The sequence below is a fragment of the Litoreibacter albidus genome, from assembly GCF_900107015.1.
Lineage (GTDB): Bacteria > Pseudomonadota > Alphaproteobacteria > Rhodobacterales > Rhodobacteraceae > Litoreibacter > Litoreibacter albidus.
The window spans coordinates 39,578-63,566 of record NZ_FNOI01000005.1; the positions used below are offsets into that span (position 1 = coordinate 39,578).

General features: G+C 61.6%; 25 protein-coding genes. 7 read left to right on the forward strand and 18 right to left on the reverse strand.

The window, feature by feature from the left end:
• Positions 1 to 11 precede the first annotated feature (11 nt).
• Positions 12 to 911, reverse strand: a complete 900-nt coding sequence (locus BLW66_RS12350; RefSeq protein ID WP_089947475.1) for a hemolysin family protein — start codon at positions 909 to 911, stop codon at positions 12 to 14.
• A gap of 37 nt (positions 912 to 948) precedes the next feature.
• Entirely contained in the window at positions 949 to 1,446 is a 498-nt protein-coding gene (gene ybeY / locus BLW66_RS12355) for an rRNA maturation RNase YbeY (RefSeq protein WP_089947476.1), read from the reverse strand.
• A 158-nt stretch (positions 1,447 to 1,604) separates the two neighbouring features.
• Here ybeY and uraH point away from each other — a divergent pair, with 158 nt between their 5' ends.
• From uraH to BLW66_RS12370, 3 genes are read left to right on the forward strand one after another with little or no spacing between them, the layout of a single operon-like run.
• Complete coding sequence (gene uraH / locus BLW66_RS12360) at positions 1,605 to 1,958, forward strand: hydroxyisourate hydrolase (protein WP_089947477.1); 354 nt, start codon at positions 1,605 to 1,607, stop codon at positions 1,956 to 1,958.
• 46 nt (positions 1,959 to 2,004) lie between these two features.
• On the forward strand, positions 2,005 to 3,240 hold the full coding sequence (locus BLW66_RS12365; RefSeq protein WP_089947478.1) for a urate hydroxylase PuuD: 1,236 nt from the start codon (positions 2,005 to 2,007) through the stop codon (positions 3,238 to 3,240).
• Positions 3,241 to 3,246: 6 nt separating this feature from the next.
• Positions 3,247 to 4,068, forward strand: a complete 822-nt coding sequence (locus BLW66_RS12370; RefSeq protein ID WP_089947479.1) for a shikimate dehydrogenase family protein — start codon at positions 3,247 to 3,249, stop codon at positions 4,066 to 4,068.
• Between the two features lie 7 nt (positions 4,069 to 4,075).
• Here BLW66_RS12370 and BLW66_RS12375 read toward each other — a convergent pair whose 3' ends face one another.
• Positions 4,076 to 5,359 (reverse strand): cytochrome-c peroxidase, encoded by a 1,284-nt coding sequence (locus BLW66_RS12375; RefSeq protein ID WP_089947644.1) that lies wholly within the window; start codon positions 5,357 to 5,359, stop codon positions 4,076 to 4,078.
• 33 nt (positions 5,360 to 5,392) lie between these two features.
• Here BLW66_RS12375 and BLW66_RS12380 point away from each other — a divergent pair, with 33 nt between their 5' ends.
• Entirely contained in the window at positions 5,393 to 5,860 is a 468-nt protein-coding gene (locus BLW66_RS12380) for a tetratricopeptide repeat protein (protein ID WP_089947480.1), read from the forward strand.
• Positions 5,861 to 5,912: 52 nt separating this feature from the next.
• On the opposite strand, the gene BLW66_RS12385 is transcribed toward BLW66_RS12380, so the two are convergent.
• The 6 genes from BLW66_RS12385 to BLW66_RS12410 form a co-directional block, all read right to left on the reverse strand.
• Positions 5,913 to 6,968 (reverse strand): TRAP transporter substrate-binding protein, encoded by a 1,056-nt coding sequence (locus BLW66_RS12385; protein ID WP_089947481.1) that lies wholly within the window; start codon positions 6,966 to 6,968, stop codon positions 5,913 to 5,915.
• 64 nt (positions 6,969 to 7,032) lie between these two features.
• Entirely contained in the window at positions 7,033 to 8,562 is a 1,530-nt protein-coding gene (locus BLW66_RS12390) for a TRAP transporter large permease (RefSeq protein ID WP_089947482.1), read from the reverse strand.
• The gene (locus BLW66_RS12395) at positions 8,562 to 9,158 is read right to left on the reverse strand and encodes a TRAP transporter small permease (protein WP_089947483.1); all 597 of its coding nucleotides are present in this window, start codon (positions 9,156 to 9,158) and stop codon (positions 8,562 to 8,564) included. The genes BLW66_RS12390 and BLW66_RS12395 overlap by 1 nt, the downstream gene beginning before the upstream one ends.
• 51 nt (positions 9,159 to 9,209) lie before the next feature.
• Positions 9,210 to 9,728, reverse strand: a complete 519-nt coding sequence (locus BLW66_RS12400; RefSeq protein WP_089947484.1) for a flavin reductase family protein — start codon at positions 9,726 to 9,728, stop codon at positions 9,210 to 9,212.
• Positions 9,728 to 10,618 (reverse strand): aldo/keto reductase, encoded by an 891-nt coding sequence (locus BLW66_RS12405; RefSeq protein WP_089947485.1) that lies wholly within the window; start codon positions 10,616 to 10,618, stop codon positions 9,728 to 9,730. The genes BLW66_RS12400 and BLW66_RS12405 overlap by 1 nt, the downstream gene beginning before the upstream one ends.
• Positions 10,618 to 11,772 (reverse strand): LLM class flavin-dependent oxidoreductase, encoded by a 1,155-nt coding sequence (locus BLW66_RS12410; protein WP_089947486.1) that lies wholly within the window; start codon positions 11,770 to 11,772, stop codon positions 10,618 to 10,620. The genes BLW66_RS12405 and BLW66_RS12410 overlap by 1 nt, the downstream gene beginning before the upstream one ends.
• 100 nt (positions 11,773 to 11,872) lie before the next feature.
• Between BLW66_RS12410 and BLW66_RS12415 the strand changes: the two genes are divergently transcribed.
• Together BLW66_RS12415 and BLW66_RS12420 are read left to right on the forward strand one after the other, a co-directional pair.
• On the forward strand, positions 11,873 to 12,583 hold the full coding sequence (locus tag BLW66_RS12415; protein ID WP_089947487.1) for a GntR family transcriptional regulator: 711 nt from the start codon (positions 11,873 to 11,875) through the stop codon (positions 12,581 to 12,583).
• Positions 12,584 to 12,593: 10 nt separating this feature from the next.
• Positions 12,594 to 13,703 (forward strand): Gfo/Idh/MocA family protein, encoded by a 1,110-nt coding sequence (locus BLW66_RS12420; protein ID WP_089947488.1) that lies wholly within the window; start codon positions 12,594 to 12,596, stop codon positions 13,701 to 13,703.
• Here the strand turns inward: BLW66_RS12420 and BLW66_RS12425 are convergent.
• From BLW66_RS12425 to miaB, 4 genes are all read right to left on the reverse strand, one after another.
• Positions 13,700 to 14,710, reverse strand: a complete 1,011-nt coding sequence (locus tag BLW66_RS12425; protein ID WP_089947489.1) for a PhoH family protein — start codon at positions 14,708 to 14,710, stop codon at positions 13,700 to 13,702. The genes BLW66_RS12420 and BLW66_RS12425 overlap by 4 nt on opposite strands.
• Before the next feature lie 145 nt (positions 14,711 to 14,855).
• Positions 14,856 to 15,179 carry a hypothetical protein gene (locus BLW66_RS12430; RefSeq protein WP_089947490.1) on the reverse strand — a complete coding sequence of 108 codons (324 nt, stop codon included), beginning with the start codon at positions 15,177 to 15,179 and terminating at the stop codon, positions 14,856 to 14,858.
• Between the two features lie 12 nt (positions 15,180 to 15,191).
• Positions 15,192 to 15,830, reverse strand: coding sequence for an OmpA family protein (locus BLW66_RS12435; RefSeq protein WP_394199395.1), 639 nt, complete (start codon positions 15,828 to 15,830; stop codon positions 15,192 to 15,194).
• Between the two features lie 204 nt (positions 15,831 to 16,034).
• Positions 16,035 to 17,351: a tRNA (N6-isopentenyl adenosine(37)-C2)-methylthiotransferase MiaB gene (miaB, locus tag BLW66_RS12440; protein ID WP_089947492.1), complete on the reverse strand. Its 1,317-nt coding sequence runs from the start codon at positions 17,349 to 17,351 to the stop codon at positions 16,035 to 16,037.
• A 113-nt stretch (positions 17,352 to 17,464) separates the two neighbouring features.
• Here miaB and BLW66_RS12445 point away from each other — a divergent pair, with 113 nt between their 5' ends.
• Entirely contained in the window at positions 17,465 to 18,325 is an 861-nt protein-coding gene (locus BLW66_RS12445) for a hypothetical protein (protein WP_089947493.1), read from the forward strand.
• Between the two features lie 68 nt (positions 18,326 to 18,393).
• On the opposite strand, the gene BLW66_RS12450 is transcribed toward BLW66_RS12445, so the two are convergent.
• From BLW66_RS12450 to BLW66_RS12470, 5 genes are all read right to left on the reverse strand, one after another.
• Positions 18,394 to 18,843: an Hsp20 family protein gene (locus tag BLW66_RS12450; protein WP_089947494.1), complete on the reverse strand. Its 450-nt coding sequence runs from the start codon at positions 18,841 to 18,843 to the stop codon at positions 18,394 to 18,396.
• A 142-nt stretch (positions 18,844 to 18,985) separates the two neighbouring features.
• The gene (locus BLW66_RS12455) at positions 18,986 to 19,792 is read right to left on the reverse strand and encodes a trypsin-like serine peptidase (RefSeq protein WP_089947495.1); all 807 of its coding nucleotides are present in this window, start codon (positions 19,790 to 19,792) and stop codon (positions 18,986 to 18,988) included.
• Positions 19,793 to 19,977: 185 nt separating this feature from the next.
• Positions 19,978 to 21,309 carry a glycolate oxidase subunit GlcF gene (gene glcF, locus BLW66_RS12460; RefSeq protein WP_089947496.1) on the reverse strand — a complete coding sequence of 444 codons (1,332 nt, stop codon included), beginning with the start codon at positions 21,307 to 21,309 and terminating at the stop codon, positions 19,978 to 19,980.
• A 3-nt stretch (positions 21,310 to 21,312) separates the two neighbouring features.
• Entirely contained in the window at positions 21,313 to 22,407 is a 1,095-nt protein-coding gene (locus tag BLW66_RS12465) for an FAD-binding protein (RefSeq protein WP_089947645.1), read from the reverse strand.
• Positions 22,408 to 22,473: 66 nt separating this feature from the next.
• On the reverse strand, positions 22,474 to 23,907 hold the full coding sequence (locus BLW66_RS12470; protein ID WP_089947497.1) for an FAD-linked oxidase C-terminal domain-containing protein: 1,434 nt from the start codon (positions 23,905 to 23,907) through the stop codon (positions 22,474 to 22,476).
• Between the last annotated feature and the right edge of the window lie 82 nt (positions 23,908 to 23,989).

Below are 23,989 nucleotides of genomic sequence, written 5' to 3' on the forward strand. Positions count from 1 at the left end.
TCACAACGGGCTTAGCTGGCGTGCGCATGTGGCACCAAGACGCGCAGGCGCTTGATACGGCGCGGGTCGGCGTCGATGATCTGAAATTCGGCCCCCGACGGGTGCTCCACCACTTCGCCGCGCGTCGGCACGCGCCCCGACAGCATGAAGACCAAACCCCCGAGGGTGTCGATCTCTTCGTCCATCTCGTCGTCGGACAGGCGCTGGCCGATCTCGGCCTCGAACTCCTCCAAGGGGGCGCGGGCCTGTGCCAGATAGGATCCCGGCTTTTCCAGCTTCCACATGTCGGCTTCGTCGATGTCGTGTTCGTCCTCGATCTCGCCCAAGACCTGCTCGATCAAATCCTCAATCGTCACAAGCCCGTCAACGCCGCCGTATTCGTCAATGACCAGCGCCATGTGTTTGCGCTCTGTCTGCATTTTCGCCAACAGCACGCCAATCGGCATGGAGGGCGGCACGAACAGCACGGGGCGCACCATTTCACCCAGATCAAACGATTTGCTTTTGCCGTTGAAGCCGTGGCGCAGGGCCAAGTCCTTCAGGTGGATCATCCCGATGGGGGAATCCAACGTATCCTCAAACACCGGCAGGCGGGTCATGCCGCTTTCGCGGAACACCTCCACCAAGTCGGTGAGGCCGATGTTCTTGGCAACAGACACGATTTCGGCGCGCGGAATAACCACGTCCTCCACGCGCTTGACGCGTAGGTTGCCCAAGCCGAGCATACCCGACCTGCCCGTTCCATTTCTGTCGGAGGTTTCGTCGCTGTAATCGGGCGCACGGAAGGCGGCGATCACACGTGATATAAGTCCAGGTTCCGTCTCGTCGTCCACTGCGACTTCGGTCTGGCTAGAGTCTATGTCCTGCGCGCTTTGCGCTGCAGTAGACGAGCCGTCATTTTCTGCGCCCATCGGTCCTTTTCCAATAAAATGGCTCTAAGTATGAGCCTCAAACCCTATATGGGTCCTCAATACCTAATTTTGCAAGAATTCTGGTCTCCAAACCCTCCATCAAGGCGGCATCTGGATCATTTGTGTGATCAAACCCCAACAGATGAAGCGTTCCGTGGACCAAAAGATGCGTCACATGGTCCGAAAACGGCTTCTCCGCCGCCTCCGCCTCGCGCACGCAGGTCTCGAACGCGATTGCGATATCACCCAACTCCATCTCGTGCGGGATGTCGGCGGGCAGGCGCGGGATCATGCCCGGAACCTGCGCGCTACGCTCCTCCGACGGCCATGACAGCACGTTAGTGGGGGTGGGCTTGCCGCGAAACTCGGTGTTCAGCTCGGCCACGCGCGCATCATCGCAGGCCAGCAGGCTGATCTCGAAGTCGGCGTCCAAAGACAGCTCCGCAAGGGCAGCGACGCAGGCGCGTTCCGCCAATGCGTGTAGCCCCGCATCCGTCCAGCGGGTATCTTCGATGAGAACTTCAATTTGTGCCATGGCCTTCCCATACAGCAGGCACAGGCCGCGTCAACTGCCGCGCGGCGGACATGGGGGGCAGTTTATCAAATACGGCGCAAAACCGCCTTGCGGCCTTTCGGGTTTACTTTCATGCCGTGCAGTTGAAACACTGGCGAAAACCCAAGAAGGAGCATTCCATGTCCGGATACCTGACCACCCATGTTCTAGACACCAGCCGTGGCAGCCCCGCAAGCGGGCTGACGATTGACCTCTACCGCATCGAGGGCGACACCCGCACACATCTGAAGACGGTGATCACCAACGACGACGGGCGCACCGACAGCCAAATCCTGCCCGCGGACGAGTTTGAAACCGGCACCTATGAGTTGGTCTTTCATGCGGGCGTCTATCTGGACCGCATCGGCACCCCGCCGGAGGAGCCGCGCTTTCTGGACGTGATCCCGCTCCGCTTTGGCATGTCCGAGGCCCAGCACTACCACGTGCCCCTGCTGCTTAGCCCGTTTGGCTACTCGACATATCGCGGCAGCTAGGTCTTGATAGGTAAAAACCACCGCCACACCCTGAAGGAGACAGGTGATGTATGATTTTGCCGTTATGTGGGACTGGATCGGCTTTGCCGTGCGCTGGACCCATGTGATCACCGCAATGGCGTGGATCGGCGCGTCGTTCTACTTCATCGCGCTCGACCTTGGGTTGCGCAAGGCCCCGAACATGCCTGCGGGCGCATCCGGCGAGGAATGGCAGGTCCACGGCGGCGGCTTTTACCACATCCAGAAATACATGGTGGCGCCGGAAAACATGCCGGACCACCTGATCTGGCACAAATGGCAAAGCTACACGACGTGGCTGTCGGGGGCCGCCTTGCTGATGATCGTCTACTGGGTCGGCGGGGAGCTGTACTTGCTGGACCCGACCAAAGCGGATCTGTCGCTGTGGCAAGGTGTTGCGATCTCTGCGGGGTCATTAACCATCGGCTGGATTTGCTACGACTTCATGTGCAAATCCAAGTTAGGGGAAACCCCGACCGCCCTGATGCTGCTGTTGTTCGTCATCCTCGTGGTGATGTCTTGGGGGTATGACCAAATCTTCACGGGCCGCGCCGCCTTGCTGCATTTGGGCGCGTTCACCGCGACGATCATGACGGCCAATGTGTTCTTCATCATCATGCCCAACCAGCGCATCGTGGTGAAAGACCTGCAAGAGGGGCGCACGCCGGATCCGAAGTACGGCAAAATCGCCAAGCTGCGTTCCACCCACAACAACTATCTGACATTGCCGGTGATCTTCCTGATGCTGAGCAACCACTACCCGCTGGCCTTCGCCACGGAGTACAACTGGATCATCGCCAGCCTGATCTTCCTGACCGGCGTGACCATCCGGCATTACTTCAACACTATGCATTCCACCGGCAAGGGGCCGAACTGGACATGGGGCCTGACGGTGATCTTGATGATCCTTATCGCGTGGCTGTCCACCAACCCCGCAATGGACAGCCTTGAGGCGGCGGAGGCGCGCGCCCTGACGCCGGTCGAGCAGAAATTCGCATCCGCCGACGGGTTTGACGACGCGTATGACGTGGTGCTTGGCAACTGCTCCATGTGCCACGCCCGCGAACCCGCATGGGACGGCATGCACTGGCCACCAAAAGGCGTGGTGTTGGAAACACCCGCCGATGTGGCGCGGCACGCCAAATCTATTTTCCTGCATGCCGGCGTCAGCACCGCCATGCCGCCGCCCAACGCCATTGAGACCATGACGCCGCAGAACCGCGACACCCTGATGGCATGGTACCGCGCGGGCGCGGCGAACTAGACCCGCGTGATACGGCTCGGCCTGATCGGCGACAACATCGCCGCCTCCAAAGCGCCGCTGCTGCACGAAACGGCGGGGCGGCTTGCGGGGGTGGATGTGCGCTATGACCGCTTGGTGCCCAAGGACATGGGGCTTGGCTTTGACGGGGTGTTTGACCACGCCCGCGACAGCGAGTTTCGCGGCCTTAACGTCACCTACCCCTACAAGGAACGCGCCGCCGCCCGCGTCCATGTAAGCGACCCGCTGGTGCAGGCCATCGGCGCGGTGAACACCGTCCGCTTTGATGCGGACGGCCCACAAGGCTTCAACACGGATTACAGCGGCTTCATGCGCGCCTACCGCGCGGCACGCGCGGAGCAGGATGTCGGGCGCGTCTGCCTGATCGGGGCGGGTGGCGTTGGCAAAGCGGTCGGGTTCGCGTTGATCGGCTCGGGCGCGACGGACATTCGTTGCGTTGACACGGATACGGACAAGGCGACCACGCTGGCCCGTAGTCTTGCGGCGCAGGAGACGGGCGCGCGCATCCGTGTGGCCCCGAGCGCCGAGGGTGCCGCCAAAGGTGCAGACGGCATCATCAACTGCACCCCGCTGGGCATGGAGGGTATCGGCGGCACGCCCCTACCCGAGGCCGCGATGCACGGCGCGTCCTGGGCCTTTGATGCGGTGTATACCCCCGTTCACACGCCGTTTTTGCAAAGCGCGAAACGCGCTGGGTTGGATATCATTTCGGGGTACGAGCTGTTCTTTGGCCAAGGCATAGACGCGTGGGAGGTCTTCACCGGACTGCCCCTCGACACCGCCGCGCTGCGCGCCGCCATAAGCGGTTAATCCAAGGTTAATCCACGGGCAATCCGCTTGGCACTTGCGTTGGCACGCCGAAGGGCGGCGTGTCCAAGGTGGTGCCCGTCAGCGCCTGTAAGAACGTCACCAGATCACCGACCTGCGCCGCGCTTAGCAAAGGGCTGCTGGGTGACAGCACGCGCTTCTGGCGGTCGATCTCGCTGCGGTCCTGCCAAATCAAAAAGTCCGCCTGTTGGAGCCAGTCCGCCTTCGGCAGCCTTGCCGACGCGGGCGTCCATGTGTCGAAAGCCGCGTGCGGGTCCATGTGCTGGCGGATCATCTCCGCCAGCGTTTGATGCGCGCCGTTGTGGCCGTAAGGGGCGGTCAGGGCGACGTTGCGCAGCATGGGCGTGCGAAACTTGTATGCGTCCTCCAGCCGGTCGCTTTCGCCCAGCCGTCCGACATCGCGGGCGATCAAATCAAAGCGCCGCGTGCGCCCCGGCCCGAAGGGTGGCACCCCGATGGCGTGAAACTTCTGGTCCGACAAAAGCGGGCCGCTGTGGCAGCTGGCACAGTTGGCCGCGCCGTAAAACAGATCAAGCCCGCGTTTTTGCGGCGCGTCCAGCGCGGTGGCGTCCCCCGCCAGATACTGGTCAAACGGGCTGTCGATGCTGCGAAACTCCACCGCCTGAAACGCCGCGAGGGCATTTGCGATCTCCACGATTGTGACCTCATGCGGCGCGGTGATATGCGGGAAGGCCGCGACGAACTTCCGGCCATATTCAGGGATCGTGCGCACGCGTTTTGCGACGATCGGCCATCCGTTGTCGATCCGGTCCGTGACAGCGCCCGCAACCTCGTTCTCTCCGGTGCCGCCCGCCATTTCGGTCTCTGAGGTCAGGGGGAAGAACGCCTGCGCGGCCAGCACGGTGTCGATCCCGTCGGGCAGCCATTCCTCAGCGGGGGTGTTGAAGGCGTTGCCGTAAGTGTTGGCCGCGCTGATCCGCCCGTCATGCATCAACGTGTGGACCTGCCGCGCGCCAAGGTTCCAAAGTGCAGGGGCGTTGCGCGGCACGCGCCGCTCTATCCGGCTGTGGCCGGTTCCGGCGTGGCGGTCCGTACCAAGGCCAACGCCGCCCTCCCCGATCCCCAAGGACAGACCGTCGGAGGTGCCGAACTTCGGATGGTGACAGGTGCCGCAGCTGATATTCTTGTTCCCTGACAATATTTTGTCATAGAATAGCAGCTGACCGAGGGCCGCCTGTTTATGGTCCACAGGATGAAAATCAGCGGCAGAGAGCGCCGCCGGAAGCGGCTCCGCCGCAGCAACAGCGGGCATCAGCGCCGCGACCACCAGAAAGGCCCACGCCCTATGCGCCCCCTGATTGCCCTGCTGCTGTGCACGACGCCCGCCCTTGCCGATATCGAGGCGGCCCGCGACCTGATGGAAGCCAACAAGTTCGAGCAGGCCTACACCGCGCTTGCCCCCGCCGCGCGCGCCGGAAACGCCGACGCGGAGGAGCTGATCGGCATCATGTATGCGATGGGCTTGGGGGTAGAGCGCGACGATGTTCGGGCGTTCGAGTGGTACTTGCGCAGCTCCCTCAAGGGGCATCCGGGGTCGCAGTCCGCGCTTGGCTGGTATTACGAGATCGGGCGCGGCATGCCCGCGCCGGACCTGACGCGCGCCTATATGTGGTACACGCTGTCGGCCATCGGCGGCGACCCCGACGCGGCGATCAGCCTTGAAGAGGTGGTCAAAAAGATGACGCCGGAGATGATCAAGAAAGCGCATATACTTGTCGCCGATTACAAAGGTTGGATGTACCCGTTCCGGTAGCATCCAGTCGGTAGGGCAGCGCGAACAAGCCGCGCCGCCCTGACTTGTGTGTTTAGTTCAGGTCGCTTTCATAGGCTGTCGCCAGTTCGGCCTCGGCCTCATCCACGGCTGCAACCAGCGCATCCAGAATTTCAGGGCCGCCGTCTACGTTGCTGCGGAACCAATCCTGCACGGGGGCCGCAGCCTCTGCGAAGGCGGCTTTTTGGTCTGGCGTTGGCACATAGAGGTCGCCGCCACCTGCCACGAAGGCCTCGTAGGCCTCGATCGACTTGCGCTTGGGCGAGGCGAATGTGGCTTGCTGCAACTGGCTGAAGCCGTCGACCACAACGCGGCGCAGATCTTCCGGCATCGCCATGAAGTTGGCGTTCGACATCCACCACAGCGCACCCATGTAGGCGTGACCGTCGAGGGTGACATATTGCAGGCCCGCGTCAGGGAACTTCATACCCATGATGTCGGTGATCCCGTTTTTGGAGCCTTCCACAACGCCGGTCTGGAACGAGGTAAACAGCTCTGGCCATGGGATCGGGGTTGGGGACGCGCCAAGCGCTTTCACCAGCTCTTGCGGCAGGTCGGCCACGACGGTGCGGATTTTCAGGCCTTCCATGTCGGATGGCTCCGCCACGCGGCGCTTGGTGTTGGCGAAGTTGCGCCAGCCGCCGGTGTTGCCGATGGTCATCAGACGGATCGCGCCGTCCGACGTTTCCAGCGCCATGTCGCGCATCTTGCGGGTGAAGTCGCCGGTTAGCACCGCCTCTGCCACACGGTCGTTGGCCATCAGATACGGCAGGTCCAGAACCTGCACATAGGGGAAGATGCCCGCCGCCCCGCCAGAGGTGGAGATATAGACGTCGATGGAACCTTCGGCGACGCCCTCAAGGCATTCCGCCCCCGTTGCGCAGAGCTGTGTGCCGATAAACAGCTCCACCGCGATGCGCCCGTTGGAGGCCGCTTCGACGTAGTTTTTGAACACGACGAGGCCGTCGTAGTCTTCGTCGTTCTCGTTGGAGTTGGCCGTGGCGCGGATGGTGAAATCCTGCGCCCAAGACGCCAGCGGCGTGGCCAGAAGTGCGGCCGTTAGCGCCGCTTTGGTTAGGTTTTTCAGCATTGTGTCCTCCCTATGGATGCTGGTGGCGCATCGTCCGATGCGCGGTTTTCGTGACGTGCCGTGTTCACGGCGTTGGGCTTATACAAGCCGAGAAACCGACGTCGGGGCCGCACCCCAAGAAGCCGGCAAGATATGGCACCGTCATGGAAATGGCGGGCACATAGGTGATGAGGAAGATCACGACGACCTCCACCGCAAGGAACGGCAGGATCGCGCGCGAGATGGTTTCGACCTTCTCGCCGGACACCGATGACGCGACGAAGAGCACCAGCCCCATGGGCGGCGTGGCAAGGCCGACGGTCAGGTTCACCGACATGATGATCGCGAAGTGAACGGGATGCACGCCAAGGTCGACGAAGATGGGGCCAAGGATTGGCCCGAGGATAATGATAGCCGGACCCGCATCAAGGAACATGCCGACGATGAACAACAGCAGGTTGATCAGGAACAGCAGCACCAGCGGGTTTTCCGACAGCGACAGGATGTAATCGGACAGGATTTGCGGCGCATAGGACAGCGACACCACGGTCTTGAACGACACCGCCGCCCCCACCAGCAGCAACACCGCCGAGGTCGACAAAGCCGACCGCGTCAGCACCGCGATCAGATCCTGCCCGTTCATGGAGCGCAGCACGAAGAAGCTGATGATCAGCGCATAGGCAACGGCCACCGCGGAGGCCTCCGTCGGGGTAAAGACCCCGATCAGGATGCCGCCCAGAATGATGATCGGGGTTTGCAGCGGCGCAATGGCCTTTTTGCACACCAGCCGGAAATCCGTGGACACCCGCGCCTTGGTCGCCTGCGCGACCGCATGTGCGATGGGCAGCGCCAGCGCGAAGATCAGCCAGCCGCTGACCTGCACGGGCAACACCCACGTCACCACGCCCGACACCGCATATAATAGCCCCGCAATGTTGAGCCGGACCAGCGCGAAGCTAACGGCGGATTCCAGCGGCGTGATTGTTTGATCCTTGCGCACGATGCGCTCCGCCTTGGGCAGGTCGTAGCGGTCCGCCATCAGGCGCACCGTCGCCATAAGCCCGACGCCCACCAAGATACCCGGCACGATGCCCGCAAGGAACAACGCCGCCACGCTTTCGCCCATGACATAGGCGTAGATGATCATGATGCCCGACGGCGGAATGATTGGCCCGATGACAGAGCTGGCCGCCGTGATCGCCGCCGCAAATTTGCGGGTGTAGCCGTTCTTCTCCATCGCGGGGATCAGGGTGGAGCCAAGCGCCGATGTGTCCGCCACCGCAGAGCCGGACAGCCCCGCAAACAGTATCGACGCCAGAATGTTCACATGCGCCAGCCCGCCGCGCAGATGCCCCATGAAAGCCTGCGAGAACTCGACCAAGCGCAGCGTGATGCCGCCACGGTTCATGATCTCACCCGCCAGCATGAAGAACGGCAGCGCCATCAGCGGGAAGCTGTCCATCCCGTTATAAAGGTTGCGGTACAGCCCCGCGACGACGTTGCGCTGGTCGCCCTCCAGCATGATCAGCGCGATGGGCGAGGCCAGCAGCGCGAAAACCACGGGCAAGCCGATCATGATCAGCAGCAAGAAGATGGGCAAGAACCACAACAGCATCAGTCAGCCCCCGCCAAAGCGTCGTTGCGAATAAGAGGCAACCGGTGCCCCTGCCCCAAGAGCGTGATGATCTGCCGGATGATAAGCTCGACGTTCACGAGGATCAGCAGGTTCACCCCGACCCAAAGCGACGCGTATTGGTAGTTGTTTTGAAACTTGGGGCCGCATTTGCCGATCTCGATCCCGAAGGGCCAGCGCAAAGAGGACGAACACCCCCGCCCCGACAGCGTGTCCACGTGGTTGTTCAAGCCACGGTCCCACGCGATCCACAACACCCAAAGCGATATGCCCAACAAAAGCAGCCCGAGCAGCCCCGCAAGCAGCTTTGGCAGGGCGCTTTCCAGCATGTCGATGGCCACGAAGCCGCCCATGCGGTAGGCCAGCGGCGCCATGAGGCCCGTCATCCACAGCATGCCAAAGCGTGCGCCTTCTTCGGTCCAGTTCGGTGCATCGTTCAGGGCATAACGAAAAAAGACCTGCCCCAAGATGAGACAGACCATAACCGCCAACGCAGTGATCCCGATCCAGCGGCCGACGGCCAGCAGGCGACTGTTAACCCAATCCAGCAGGCCAGCGGCCGCCAAGAGTATCTGCATCACTTCCTCCCCCTGAGCTTGCGCGTTGCGGCCTCCTCGCCGCGCCACGCGTCAGTCTGCTGTAAATCGTCCAACCTGTCCTTTGTAGAAGGCGAGCGGATCACCCTCTTCGCGCATCTGGGCGCGGTTCACCTGCCCCAGCATGATAACGTGATCGCCGCCCTCATAGACGGCGGTTTTTGTGCATTCGAACCGCGCAAGGCAGTTCTCCAGAACCGGCACGCCTTCGGCGTTCAGGCTTAGATTGTGATCGTTCAGCGCAAAGGCATCGCGGGCCACGGCCCAGCACAGGTCATCCTGTTCAGCCGACAGCACATGCACCGCGTAGCTTGTCGCCTGCTCAAAATAGGAGAACCGCCGCGACGCCTTGTCAGGCGACCAAAGCACCAAAGGCGGCGACAGCGACACCGACGAGAAACTGTTGGCGGTGATTGCCGCGACCCCATCTTCAGTCGCGGCGGTCACGATTGTCACGCCAGTTGCGAACCGCCCGAACGCATCGCGCAGCAAACGGGTATTGCTCTCGTCTGGCACAAAGGCATTCGGGGACGCGCTGGCATGGATCGACATCAGGCGACCTCACGACCCAAAGCGGCGGTGTAGAGGGCGAACCACGCCTCGCGGTCCAGCTTGACCTTCAACGCGTCAGAGATTTTCGCGATACGCTCCAGATTATTGGTGCCCAGAACCGGCAGGATGTTGGCCGGATGGCGCAGCAAGAAGGCCACGGCGACCGCAGCGCGGTCCACGCCCTGCTCCGCCGCGATGGCGTCCAACTGGTCCGCAACCGCGCCGCTGCCCGTCATGAGATCGCCGCCACCAAGGGGGGACCATGCCATGATCGGCTGGCCGTGACGCTGGTGGAACACCATGTCGCCGTTGGTGAAGGGATCGACCTGCGCCAAGGACATCTCGATCTGGTTCGTCGACAGGCGGGTTTTCATGCCCGATTGCAGCAGCTCCCAATCGTAGGGGCGGAAGTTTGACACGCCCACCGCACGGACCTTGCCGCTACGGATCAGATCGTCCAGCGCCGCGCCCGTCTCGTGATGATCCATCAGGGGATCGGGGCGATGAATAAGCAGCATGTCGATATAGTCGGTGCCCAGATCGCGCAGGGTGCATTCCACGGCCTGCTCGATGTGCTTGCGCGATGTGTCGTAGTGTTTCACCCGCGCGTCCGCATAGCGGCCTGTTGGCGCGACGATGTCACATTTGCTGACAATCTCCATCTTGGCGCGCAGCGAGGGGTTCGCCTTCAGCGCATCGCCAAGCACGGCCTCGGCGGTGTAGCCGCCGTAAATATCGGCCTGATCAAAGGTGGTGATGCCCTGATCCAGACAGGTTTGAATTTTGGCTTCTACATGGGCGGGCGATGTGTCGGTGTCATCCGCGACGCGCCACATCCCGTAGACAAGGCGGCTGAAGGTAACATCGGGGGACAGCGTAATTCGATCCATTAGCGGCGGACTCCTACGGCAAGCGGGGTTTGGGGAGGCTGCGCCGGAACGCGGCCATATGCGAGAGGAAGCGAGCAGGTTTTCATCTGCGGCAGCACACGTGTGCCAAAATGCTTCGCCTCGTCTATATGCGGATACCCCGACAGAATAAACGCGCGAATGCCCATTTTCTGGTAGGCCTCCAGCTTGGACAGCACCTGATCCGTGGAGCCGACAATCGCCGCCCCGCAGCCCGAACGGGCGCGTCCCACCCCCGTCCACATATGTGGCTCAATGTAGCCGTGATCATCCGCCAGATCACGGTTCTTGGCTTGGTGGCTGACCCCCAAGGATTTGGCATCAAGGGCACGGTCACGAATGGCGCTGCCTTGGTCGTCATCCAGCTTTGATACGATATATTCCGCGTATTCCTTGGCCTCGGCCTCGGTGTCGCGCACGATCACATGGGTGCGCAGGCCATAGTCCAGCGTCCGGTTGTGGCGGGCGGCGGCCTCGTTCGCGGCCTTCATACGGCCTTCGAGATCTTCGACCTTTTCCGGCCACATCAGGTAGACGTCGCAATACTCCCCGCACAGCTCCAACGCGTCGGGGGAATAGCCGCCGAAGTAGAGCATCGGGCCGCCTGATTGATAGGGGCGCACGGGGTCCGTGGTCAGACCCTTGAAGTCGTAGATTTCGCCGGTGTGGTTAATCTCGTCTTGGGTCCACGCCTGCTTGAGGATTTGCACCACCTCACGGGACCGCTGGTAGCGGTAGGGGCTTGGCTCTTTCTGGCCCGGAAAATCGGAGGAGATGATGTTAACCGTCAGCCGCCCCTCCAGCATGTGGTCGAGCGTCGCCAACGTCCGTGCCAGCATGATCGGCTGCATCTCCCCGCAGCGCACGGCGGCCAGCAGGTTGATCTTGGAGGTGATGGGCGCGCAGCCCGCGACGAAGCTGAGCGTGTCTTGACCCACTTGGTAGGACGACGGGCACAGGATATTGCGAAAGCCTTGGTCTTCAGCGGTTTTCACGATGTCGGAGCAATGCGCCCAAGAGGAGCGCAGGTCGCCGTCCGGCACCCCGAGGAACTGGTAGTCGTCAGAGCAAAGCGCCGAGAACCAAGACACCTCTGCGGCATCCAGATCGGGTGATGTCACCGGAACAACTGTCATCTGATTCCTCCCAAAACCGTGCGGCAATTTATCCTTGCGTAGCCTTGTCGTTGATGTAGATCAATGGGGTATCAATTTTTCCTGCGAGGTCACCCCCACCATGTACGAGCGTCAAGACAGCCCCGCTGCCTTACCGATCTACGCGCAGGTGAGCGAGGTTCTGATCCGCGAGATTGCCGCCGGACGGCTGGCCGACGGCCAGCGCCTGCCGCCCGAACGCCAGATGGCGGCGACGCATCAGGTAACCGTGCGCACGTTGCGCAAATCGCTAAAAATACTAGAAGAAAAAGGGCTGTTGGAGCGCATCCAAGGCTCTGGCAACTACGTGCGGTCCAACCCCGCTGCGCAAAGTATCTACTCTATGTTTCGCATTGAACTTTTGGCGGGCGGCGGGCTGCCCACGGCCAAGTTTCTGGACATCACGACCTGCGAAAAACCGAGCGACCTGCCCGAATTCGGCACCTCCACACGCGGCACCCGCATGCGGCGGCTTCGCTTTTTAAACAAAGTCCCCGCCGCCGTGGAAGAGATCTGGCTGGATGCGGACAGCGGCACGGTGCTGGCGGAACAGGCGTCGGACTCGCTCTACCGCTACTACCAAGTGAAGCTGGGTTTCTGGATTTCGCGGGCGGAGGACTACGTGAGCATCGGGCAGACGCCGGACTGGGCCCCACCGGAATTTGGCAAAACCGCAGGTCAGGCCACCGGTTTTATTGAGCGCCTAAGCTGGGAGCAAAAACCGCATCCCGTTGAGTATTCACGAACATGGTTCGACACAGACACCGCACGCTACGTGCAACGGCTTAAATAGGAAAAACGACATGGCGAAACTGGTCAATTACGGCGTCATCGGATGCGGCATGATGGGGCAGGAGCATCTGCGCAACATCGCGCTTTTGCCCGACACCCGCGTCAGCGCGATCTTCGAGCCGGATGCGGGCATGGCAGCGGAGGCGCTGAACTTCGCGCCCGACGCAGAGCTGGTGCCCAGCATCGACGCGCTGCTGGAAGTGGCCGATCTGGATTGCCTGCTGATCGTCAGCCCCAACTTTCGCCATGTGGAGCAACTGGAGGCCATCGCCGCCAAACGCCCCCTGCCCGTGCTGGTGGAAAAGCCGCTGTTCACCGATCCAGATCACGTCACGCGGATGGAAGCGTTCCAGCAAAGCTACCCCGCGCCCGTGTGGGTCGCGATGGAATACCGCTACATGCCGCCGATTGCCGCCTTCCTAAAGGACGCGGCGGCGAGCACGGGCGGCGTCAAAATGCTGACCATCCGCGAACACCGCTTCCCGTTCCTCCCCAAGGTCGGCGACTGGAACCGCTTCAACCGCAACACCGGCGGCACCTTCGTGGAGAAATGCTGCCACTTCTTTGACCTGATGCGTCTGGTGATCGGCGCGGAGCCGGTCCGCGTCATGGCGTCCGGCGGGCAGGATGTGAACCATCTCGACGAAACATATGACGGGGAGACGCCCGACATCTTCGACAATGGCTATGTGATCGTCGACTTCGCCTCTGGCGCACGCGCCATTTTGGAACTGTGCATGTTCGCGGAGGGCGCGCGCTACCAAGAAGAGGTGTCTGCGGTGGGGCCATTGGGCAAGATCGAAGCCTTGGTGCCCGGACCGGGGCGGTTCTGGCCGGACCATCTGGGCGCGCCGCCCGTGCCACAGGTCATCGTCAGCCCACGCAGCCCGAAAGGCCCCTACGTGCGGGAGGTGCCGGTGGACCCGACCATTCTGGACGCGGGCGATCACAACGGATCGACCTTCTACCAACATCAGGGTTTTGTGGACTTGGTGCGCGGCAACCGCGACGCGGCGGACGTAGGGCTGCACGACGGGCTGATTTCGGTGATCATGGGCATGGCGGCGCAGCGCTCCATGACGGAGCACCGCGCCGTGCGCATTGACGAGTTTACCGGCTAGCCCTTGGCTTCGGCGGCCTCATAGGCCTCAATGATGCGGGCCACGAGCGGGTGGCGCACGACGTCTTTGGCGGTGAAGTAGCTGAACGACACGCCTTTGACGCCCTTGATCAGCGTCTCCGCCTCGCGCAGACCCGATTGCACGCCGCGCGGCAAATCGACTTGAGAGCGGTCCCCCGTGATCACCATGCGGGAGCCTTGGCCCAGACGGGTCAGGAACATCTTCATCTGCATGGTGGTGGCGTTCTGGGCCTCGTCCAGCACCACGAAGGCGTTGGACAATGTGCGCCCGCGCATGAAGGCCAGCGGCGCAATCTCGATACGCTTTTCTTCGATCAGCTTGGCGGATTGCTTGCCAGGCAAGAAGTCGTTGAGCGCGTCATAAAGCGGCTGCATATAGGGATCGACCTTGTCCTTCATATCGCCGGGCAAGAAGCCGAGACGCTCCCCCGCTTCAACAGCGGGGCGCGACAGGATGATTTTATCGACCTTGCCAGTGATGAACAGCGACACGCCGACGGCCACCGCGAGGTAGGTCTTGCCGGTCCCCGCAGGGCCGATGCCAAACGCCAGCTCATTGTTGAACAGCGCGTTGACGTAATCCTTTTGCGCCTGCGTGCGCGGCTCCACGGATTTCTTGCGGGTCTTGATCTCAACGGCACCGCCTTTGAACATCTCGATCTGGTCGCCGTCCACGGGATGCGCGCTATTGGCGGCGCGGCCCATGCGGATTTCCGCCTCCACATCGACCATCTCCACGGAGCGCCCGCCTTCGAGCCGCACATAGAGAGCTTCCAGCACGGCGACGGCCTTCTCCATCGCCTCCCCCATGACGGCCAGCTGGTTGCCGCGGCGCACGATTTGCACGCCTAACACCTGTTCAATTTGGGCGAGGTTGCGGTCAAATTCACCGCATAAGTCTATCAGCAACCGATTGTCGGGAAACTCAAGCAGGGTTTCAGACGGGGTGGTGTCCGTGGGGCCCACGGTCAAATCACTGGTGCTCAACGGGCTCTCCTAGGTTGGTCGTTATGGGAAGGGTGCATGAGCCCGCTTGGGCGTGCAAGGGGCGGCGCGCATGTTTCACGCGATTGACATGAAAAAGGCCACCCCGAGGGGCAGCCTTTTTGGAATTCGTATAAATGCGGGGCACCTAGATCGGGTCGCCGACATCTTTGGAGCCACGGTAGTTGCCCGTCGCGTAGCCTGGAGGGGCTGCACCGGAACACACTGGCTTGCCGTATTTGTCCAGACGCGCAGAGAGGTAGCCCTCGATGCCGTCGTCGATGATCCAGTGGTCGCACCCGCGTGGGTCAACCCAGATACCGGCTTCCAGCTGGCTAAGGTCTTTCTTGCCACGGCCAAAGAAGGTGCCGTAGTCGCGGGTTTTGTCGTTGCTGTTCGCGCCAACGCCCGCTTCGCAGGCGACAAGCGCGCTGAGTGCAGCGAAGGCGGTGAATGCTTTTACCATTTTCATGTCATCGTCCCCTTAGCGGATGCACTGAATTTCAACACGGCGGTTGGCTGCCATGCCGCTCGACGTCCGGTTGGACGCTTTTGGCACCCGCTCCCCGTAGCCGCGTGTTGCAGAAACCCGTGCGCCAACGGAACGTGCCACTTGGGCAACCGCATTCGCGCGGCGCTTGGACAAGCTCATGTTGTAGGCGTCGCTGGCGCGGCTGTCGGTATGACCGTCAATGATGTAGGCGGCGGCACCTGCGGACTGGAAGAACTGCTGCAAGCGGCGCTTGTTCGCCGCGTTGATGGTCGCCTGATTGGTCGCGAACAGCTGGTCGGAGTTCATCACGGCACATGTGTTGCCACGACGGCATACCGGAATCCCCTCGCGGGTCACGTGCGGCGTCATGAAGCCTTCAAAGCCGTCATCCATCACCCAGTGCTCACAGCCATCCGGATCAACCCAAACTGTGGGGATGTAGCGTTCGGCGCGCACTGTTGTGCGGCGCACGATCTTGCCGTTGGCGACTGTGCCTTGGCTGAAACCGTCTTCGGTGTAGACATATTGCTGCTGCGCCGAAGCGGCGGTGGTCGACAACGTCAAGGCAGAGACCAGAACGGCACACCCCTTGATCGCGGTCCGTAGGGTACTTGTTAGAGTGTTGTGCACTGCCCTCGTCCTTTTTTCACTATGATCGTTAAGCATCTTCAAACGGTGGGTTGTTGGGATCAGACCGCACCCACCCACATTTGCCGTAGAGTAACAAATTTCGGTGTGGATTAAAGAAGTTTTTACCACATATAGTTGCCGAATCGGCAACAGTGCCACAGGTGGCCGCGCGATTAGCTTACTTTTAGCGGTATATTCGCGGACTTAGGCCAACACACCCTTTAGGGAGTTGGTCACGCTGGCCTCGATCAATACCCGCTGCACAGTGCCGATCATATGCTCCGGTGCATCGCAGTGGACCGCATGCAGGTAGTCGGACTTGCCAACAAGCTGGCCTTCAAGGCGGCCCTTCTTCTCGAACAGAACCTTTACTTCGCGGCCAACCATGCTGCGCTGCGCCTCGTATTGCTGCTCGCTCAACAAAGCCTGCAAACGTTGCAACCGCTCGGACGCCACATCATCCGCCACCGGCTCTTTCTCCGCGGCGGGCGTGCCCGGACGGGCGGAGTATTTGAACGAATAGGCCTGCCCGTATTTGACCGTACGGACCAGATCCATCGTTGCCTCGAAATCTTCCTCGGTCTCGCCGGGGAAGCCCACGATAAAGTCACCGGACAGCAGCAAATCAGGCCGCGCCGCGCGGATGCGGTCGATCAGTTCGATATAACTGGCGGCGGTGTGCTTGCGGTTCATCGCCTTCAGGATTTTGTCGGAGCCGGACTGCACCGGAAGGTGCAGATAGGGCATCAGCTTGTCACAGGTGCCATGCGCCTCGATCAGCGCGTCTTCCATGTCGTTGGGGTGGGAGGTGGTAAAGCGGATGCGCTTCAGCCCCTCGATGTCGTTCAAGGCCCAGATCAGGCGGGCCAAGCCCCATGTGCCGTCCTCGCCCTCGCCGTGGTAGGCGTTGACGTTCTGGCCCAGCAGAGTGATTTCGCGCACGCCGCGCGCGACCAGATTTTCGGCCTCCGCGATCAGGCGTTCCGGCGGGCGGGACACTTCCGCGCCGCGTGTGTAGGGCACCACGCAAAAGGCGCAGAACTTGTCGCAGCCTTCTTGCACGGTCAGGAACGCCGACGGGCGGGCCTTGCTTTCGCGCTTTGGCAGATGCTCGAACTTATCCTCTTCGGGGAAGTCGGTATCTAGGGCCGCTTCGCCGTCGTTCACCTTCTTCATCAGGTCCGGCAGGCGGTGGTAGGTTTGCGGGCCGACAACCAGATCAACCATAGGCTGGCGGCGCATGATTTCGCCGCCTTCGGCCTGTGCGACGCATCCGGCCACACCGATTTTCAGGTCCGGCTTTTCCGCCTTCAACGGCTTCATGCGGCCCAGATCGGAATACAGCTTCTCCGCCGCCTTTTCGCGAATGTGGCAGGTGTTGAGCAGGATCATATCCGCCGCCGCCATATCGTCGGTCGGCTCGTAGCCTTCGGAGCCCAAGGCTTCCGCCATGCGCTCGCTGTCATAGACGTTCATCTGACAGCCGTAGGTCTTGATAAAGAGCTTCTTCGCGTTGGACATGATGCACCGGTGTAACAAGGGTTGAGGCGGGGCATACCCCAGCCCGTGCGATCTTGCAATTCCACGCCGGATGACAGAGTTTAGCTGCGGGCAGAATAGAAAGAACAGCAGGCATGCGGCACAGCTCTCTTAGCGACTTTTTGGGCGTGGCCCAAACCCAGCTTTCGCCTAAGGGCCCGTTTGCACTGGTGTTTATCGAAGACGACACCGAGGTGGAAAGCACCATCAGCCACGTCCAGAAACTGGGCTTTCGCGAAGTGCTGGCCTTTGCCTCCGGCCACTTGTTGCCGAAACCCCGCGACGGGCTGCATCTGATCGAAACCGACATCCACGAGCAGGACGCCTTCGCGCGCATCACCACCGAGGTGATCAAACTGTTTCCCGGCGTCTGGATGCACTACTGCTTCAACGCCGAATTCCTGTACTTCCCGTTCTGCGAAAGCCGCAATGTGCGGGAGTTGATCGCGTTCAACCTAGAGGAACGACGCCACACGGTAATGACCTATGTGGTCGATTTGTATTCCAAGGATCTGGGCAAACACCCCAATGCCGTGTGCATGGAGGACGCCTATCTGGACAAATCGGGCTACTACGCCTTGGCGCGGTTTAGTGAGGACGGCCATGCGCTGGAGCGACAATTGGACTTCTTCGGCGGGCTGCGCTGGCGCTTTGAGGAGCATATCCCGTGGACCCGCCGCCGGATCGACCGCGTGGGGCTGTTTCAGGCGGCGAAGGGCTTGGAGCTGCTGGGCGACCACACGTTCAACGAGCCGGAATACAACACCTATTCCTGCCCGTGGCATCACAACATTTCCGGCACGATCTGCTCGTTCCGAACGGCCAAGGCGTTGGTGTCCAACCCGGGGTCCATGTATGAAATCCCGCACTTCTGGTGGAAGAACTCGGCCAAGTTCGAGTGGAATTCCAACCAGCTTCTGGAGCTGGGCCTGATGGAACCGGGGCAGTGGTTCTAGTCTAACGGCAAAACGGCCCCCGTCGCACATGGGACGGAGGCCGCAAATCGTTCATCCGTTGATTGAGCTTACGCCTCAATCGCCTTTGGCTCGGACGCCTTGCTGATCGCAATCTGGCGCGGCTTCAGGGCCTCTGGCACCTCGCGCGTCAGCTCGATATGCAGCATTCCGTCCGCGTGGGTGGCCGAGGTCACGCGCACGTGGTCGGCCAGATGGAACCGCTTCTCGAAGGCGCGGGTGGCGATGCCACGGTGCAGGTAGGTGGTCTTCTCGCCCTCATCGGCCTTCTTGGCAGACACGATCAGCGCGTTTTCACGCTGCTCCACGGACAGATCGCCCTCAGAGAAGCCAGCGACCGCCACGGAGATGCGGTATTCGTCGTCGCTGGTGCGTTCAATGTTGTAGGGCGGATAGGTGGAGTTTGTGACCTCTGCGGACAAGACACGGTCCATCAGGTCTGCGACCCGATCAAAGCCGACTGTTGCGCGGTGAAGTGGGGTGAAATCATATGCTCGCATGGTGTGCATCCTTATCAATAAGCAATGTTAGCGTTGGCGGGCCTTCCATATGGACAGGCCCGATTTGCATGTACCGAACCCCATTCGGGCATCCGGTGATATTGATTTGGGAAGGGCTGCGCGGGGTTTCAAGACCCTTTGTTTAGGGTTTTAAAAACAACGCGCCGGAGGGCTGGATACCCGTTTGCAGCGCCACGCGGGACGCGCCGGTATCGGTGCGGCGGAACACGCCATCGTTGTATTCAATCTCGCTCAGAAGCGCGGACAGGCGTTGGTCCAACCCGACGCCAAGCGCCACCTTTTGCTGGCGCCATTCCGCCTTGGCAGACACCACGGACAAGATCACGGGCGCGCCGTTCTGCATCGCAAAGATCGGCGCACCGGAGGAGCCGAAGTCGACATCGCAGGACGTCACATAGACCCCAGGATCACGGGCCAGAACGTTGCATGTTTCCTGAATGGAGGGTGCATCGGCGCGGTGTTTGGCATAGGAAATGACCTGAACCTCCTGCCCGCGCTCCACCGTCAAGGCAGTGTCAAACGGACGGATGGAGGGGTTCTTGATCGGCTGGTCCAATTGGATAACAGCCAGATCGGAGGACACTTTGTCGACGTTGTCGCGCCCCTTGTAGACGTAATCGGGGTGGATGACGGACCGCCGCGCACCGCGGTAGGCAGAGGCGCGACCGTGCTGCCAGCCCGCCAGAAACTCGATATCGCTGTCATCGGTGCGCACGCCGTCGGCATCAAAGAAGCAATGCGCAGCGGTTAACACCAGATCGGGCGCAATCAACGTGCCCGTGCAAAATCCGCTGGTGCCCAGATTGATCCGCCCCACGCCCTGCCACGCCTTGGTGGCGTCCAGTGACGTCAGCGGCCGCAAGTCGCCCTCCGCCTGTGCTGAGGTCGCCAAGATGACTGCCGCTATGAGTGTTGCCAGAATTCGCATCAATTGCCCCGATATGCCCGCTTTGACCCTAATTAGAAAACAGTTAAGGCGGAAATGCGGCCATGACTGGCCCCTTTTGGGCCCGACGGCCAGACCATCCAAAGACACCAGCACAGGCGGCGCTGTCTACCCCGTCCGTTCAGCAATCCGGCGACTGCGGATAAAATGCAGCAGTTGGCGGCGCGCTACCGCAGCACGGGGATGTCCATCGGGCGCACGCCCCCGTTTGCCGCCGCCAGCATCGCGGGCGGTTTGGGGCCGCCGGTGGCCCAGTCCAAAAGCTCCACCGTGTGAACGATGGGCACCTGCGTGCCGGAGCCTATCTGCATCATACATCCGATGTTGCCCGCCGCAATGATATCAGGATTTTTGGCCTCAAGCGTTTGAACCTTACGGTCCTTGAGTTGCTTGGATATCTCTGGCTGCATCAGGTTGTAGGTGCCTGCGGATCCGCAACACAGATGCGGGTCGGCGGGTTCAAGCACCGTGAAACCGGCCCGCTTGAGCAAGTCCTTCGGGTAGGTTTTGATCTGCTGGCCGTGTTGCAAAGAACATGCTGCGTGATAGGCCACCTTCATCTGCTGGTCCGCGCCTTGCGGCAGGTCGAGCTTCATCAGCACCTCAGAGACGTCCATCGCGATATCCGAGACCGCCTGCGCCTGCGCCGCCATATCGCTGTCGCGGAACATGTGGCCGTAGTCCTTCACCGTCGTGCCGCAGCCCGACGTGTTGATAACAATGGCGTCCAACCCCTTGCCGTTCATCTCCGCGTTCCATGCGCGGATGTTTTTGGCGGCGGTTGCGTGGCTCTCGCTGGTTTTGCCCATGTGGTGAGTCAGCGCGCCGCAGCACCCTGCGCCCTCCGCCACGACAACCTCGCAGCCCAAACGGGTCAGCAGGCGGATGGTGGCATCGTTGATGTCGGTGTTCAGCGCCTTTTGCGCGCACCCCGTCATCAAGGCGACGCGCATCTTTTTAGGGGCCTTGGGGGCAAAGGTTTGCGGGTCGTCATTGCGCGAGACGGGGGGGATGATTTTAGGGGCCATTTCCAGCATCGCGCGCAGCCGCGCGTCCGGCATGAAGCGCGCCAAGGGGCGGCCAATCTTGGCCCCCAGCAACGCAAGGCGAAACCGGCTCGGATAGGGCAATATCCGCGCCAACACCCAGCGCAACGCGCGGTCGGTGAAGGGGCGGTCGTAGTGCTCTTCGATATATTCGCGGGCGTGGTCGACCAGATGCATGTAATGCACCCCCGACGGGCAGGTCGACATGCAGGCCAGACACGACAGGCAACGGTCGACGTGCTTCACGGTTTTGGCGTCCGGCTTGCGGTCGTTCTCCAGCATGTCCTTGATCAGGTAGATACGGCCACGCGGGCTGTCCAGCTCATCCCCCAGCACCTGATAGGTCGGGCACGTGGCCGTGCAAAAACCGCAATGCACACAGGCCCGCAGGATTTTCTCGGAATGCGCGGTGGCGGGGGTCTCAAGCTGCGCGGGTGTGAAATTCGTTTGCATGCTTTACCCCATTAATCCGGTGTTAAAAATTCGGCGCGGATCGAACTGTGCGCGCAGGCCTTGGGAGATCGCCGCAAGGGCGGCGGGTTCAGGATGAAAGGTGCGCGCCGCGCCGCGCAGACAGGTCGCATGGCCGGAAAACTTGCCCAAGCCGCCACGCAGGTCAGCGCCCTCAGACACAACGGCCCAGATCAGCCCGCCCCCCCAGTCCAGCGAATAGCGCATGTCTGACGGAAGGAATTTCAACACCTCCGGCGCGTCACTCGGTTTGACGGAAATGCGCCACAGGTCGCCCGCGACCCCTGCGAAATGCGTTACGTCGCGGGTGGCGGCCCACAGGTCGCGGGAGGCTTCGCCGTGCAATTCCTCCATATCGCCAAAGCCGTCCAACAGCGCGCGCAATGCCTTGAGGCGATAGGTGACGGAGGCCTCGAACCCCTCCAGCCGCAACACGGTTTTCGTGGCTTCGGGAAGATAAGCCGCGCCGGATATCTCGTAAGGAGAGCCCAGAGCCTTGGACATCGCCGCAACTGCGCGGGCGGCGTCCAAGCCGTGCACCACTAGCGTCGCGGTGGCCTCTATCCCCGGCAACACCTTGAAGCCAACCTCAGAGAGCACCCCCAGCGTGCCGTGCGATCCCGCCATCAGCTTCACCAGATCGTAGCCGGTCACATTCTTCATCACGCGGCCGCCGTTCTTGATAACCGTGCCCTGCCCATCCACGTAGCGCACGCCGATCAGGCTGTCGCGGCACGCGCCCGCCTGAATGCGCCGCGGGCCGGAGGCATTGGTGGCAACGCCCCCGCCAATCGTCGGCTCACCTGTGGTGCCAAGCAACGCGCGGTGGTCCATTGGCTCGAACGGCAGGCGTTGGTTTTCCTGCGCCAGTGCCGCCTCAATCTCGGCCACGGGCGTGCCCGCTTTGGCCACCAGCGTCAAAGCACCCGGCTCGTATAGCTCGATGCCGGTCAGCCCAGCGGTGGAGAGCACCTCCCCCTTCGCCTGCCCGATCGGCCGCGTGCCGCCACCTTGAATGCGCAAGGGGCCTGTTGCGCCTGCGACCGCTTCGGCCAGCGCTGCTTCGCTATCGGGTGTCATCATGTCGTCTCAACTTCTTCAAAAGCGTTTCATCTTGGCAAAAATATTCCCCCCGGATGGGCGGTTTCAGCCCGCGCGGCGGGTCTCGGTCGCACTCAGCGGAAAAACCTTGGCGGGGTTGAGCAGCCATTTCGGGTCGAACACGTCTTTGACCTTCATCTGCGCCTCCAGATCCTCGGGCGCGAATTGGTCGAACATCAGGTCGCGTTTCTCGATGCCAACGCCGTGCTCCCCCGTCAGGCAGCCGCCGACCTCTACACACAGGCGCAAGATGTCCGCGCCCATGGCTTCGCATAGCTCCAGATCGCCTTCCTTGTTGGCGTTGAACAGGATCAGCGGGTGCATGTTGCCGTCGCCTGCGTGAAAGACGTTGCCCACATCCAGCCCGTATTGCTTGGACAGCTCGCCAATGCGTTTCAAAACATAAGGCAGCTCCGACACGGGGATCGTCCCGTCAAGGCACATATAATCGTTGATCTGGCCCATGGCGCCGAAGGCGGATTTGCGGCCCAACCAGATTTTGGCGCTTTCCTCGGCGGAGGTGCTTTCGCGCAGCTCCACGGGGTTATGCTTGCGGGCGATGTCCATGATCTTGGCAAGCTGGTCGTCGATCTCCTGCGGGGAGCCTTCGACCTCCACGATCAGCAGCGCCTCGCAGTCGGGGTAGCCCGCGCCCGCGAAAGCCTCGGTGGCGCGGATGACGGGGCGGTCCATGAATTCGATGGCCACGGGCAGCACGCCCGCCTTGATAATGTCAGCCACGCAGGCGCCTGCGACTTCGTTGTCGTCAAAGCCCATTAACACGGGCCGCGCGCCTTCGGGCTTGCGCAGAATGCGCAAGGTGGCTTCGGTAACAACCCCCATTTGCCCCTCAGAGCCGCAGATGATGCCCAGCAGATCGTAGCCCGCCGCATCCAGATACGCGCCGCCGATTTCAACGATGGTCCCGTCCATCTGCACCATGGTCACGCCCAGCAGGTTGTTTGTCGTCACGCCGTATTTCAGGCAATGCGCCCCGCCGGAGTTCATGGCGATATTGCCGGCAATCGCGCAGGCCAGCTGCGACGAGGGGTCTGGGGCGTAGAAGAAATCATTCTCCTCCACCGCGCCGGTCACGCTAAGGTTGGTCCGGCCTGTTTGCACACGGATGTAGCGGTCGTCGTAATTGGTTTCCAGCACAGCGCTGAGCTTGGCAACGCCTAGGATCACGCAATCCGCCGTGGGCAGCGCGCCCCCTGCCAGCGACGTGCCGGAGCCGCGTGGCACGACAGGCACGCCCTCTTCGTGGCAGATTTTCAAAACCGCCGCGACCTCCTCGGTGGAGGACGGCAGCACCGCGCAAAGCGGCGGGCATTTATAGGCCGTCAGCGCATCGCACTCATAGGCGCGGGTTTCGAATTCATCGTGGATCACCGCGTCCTTAGGCAGCACCTGCTGCAAGCGCGATACCAGCTTGGCCTTCTTGGCCATGATACGGGCGTCCGGGGCGGGCATTTCCATGAGTTGTCCTCTCGCTGCACAGCAATTGGTAAAAACATATTACCAATTTACCCGTATGGCAAGTCCCCCAAATCGCGAGTAG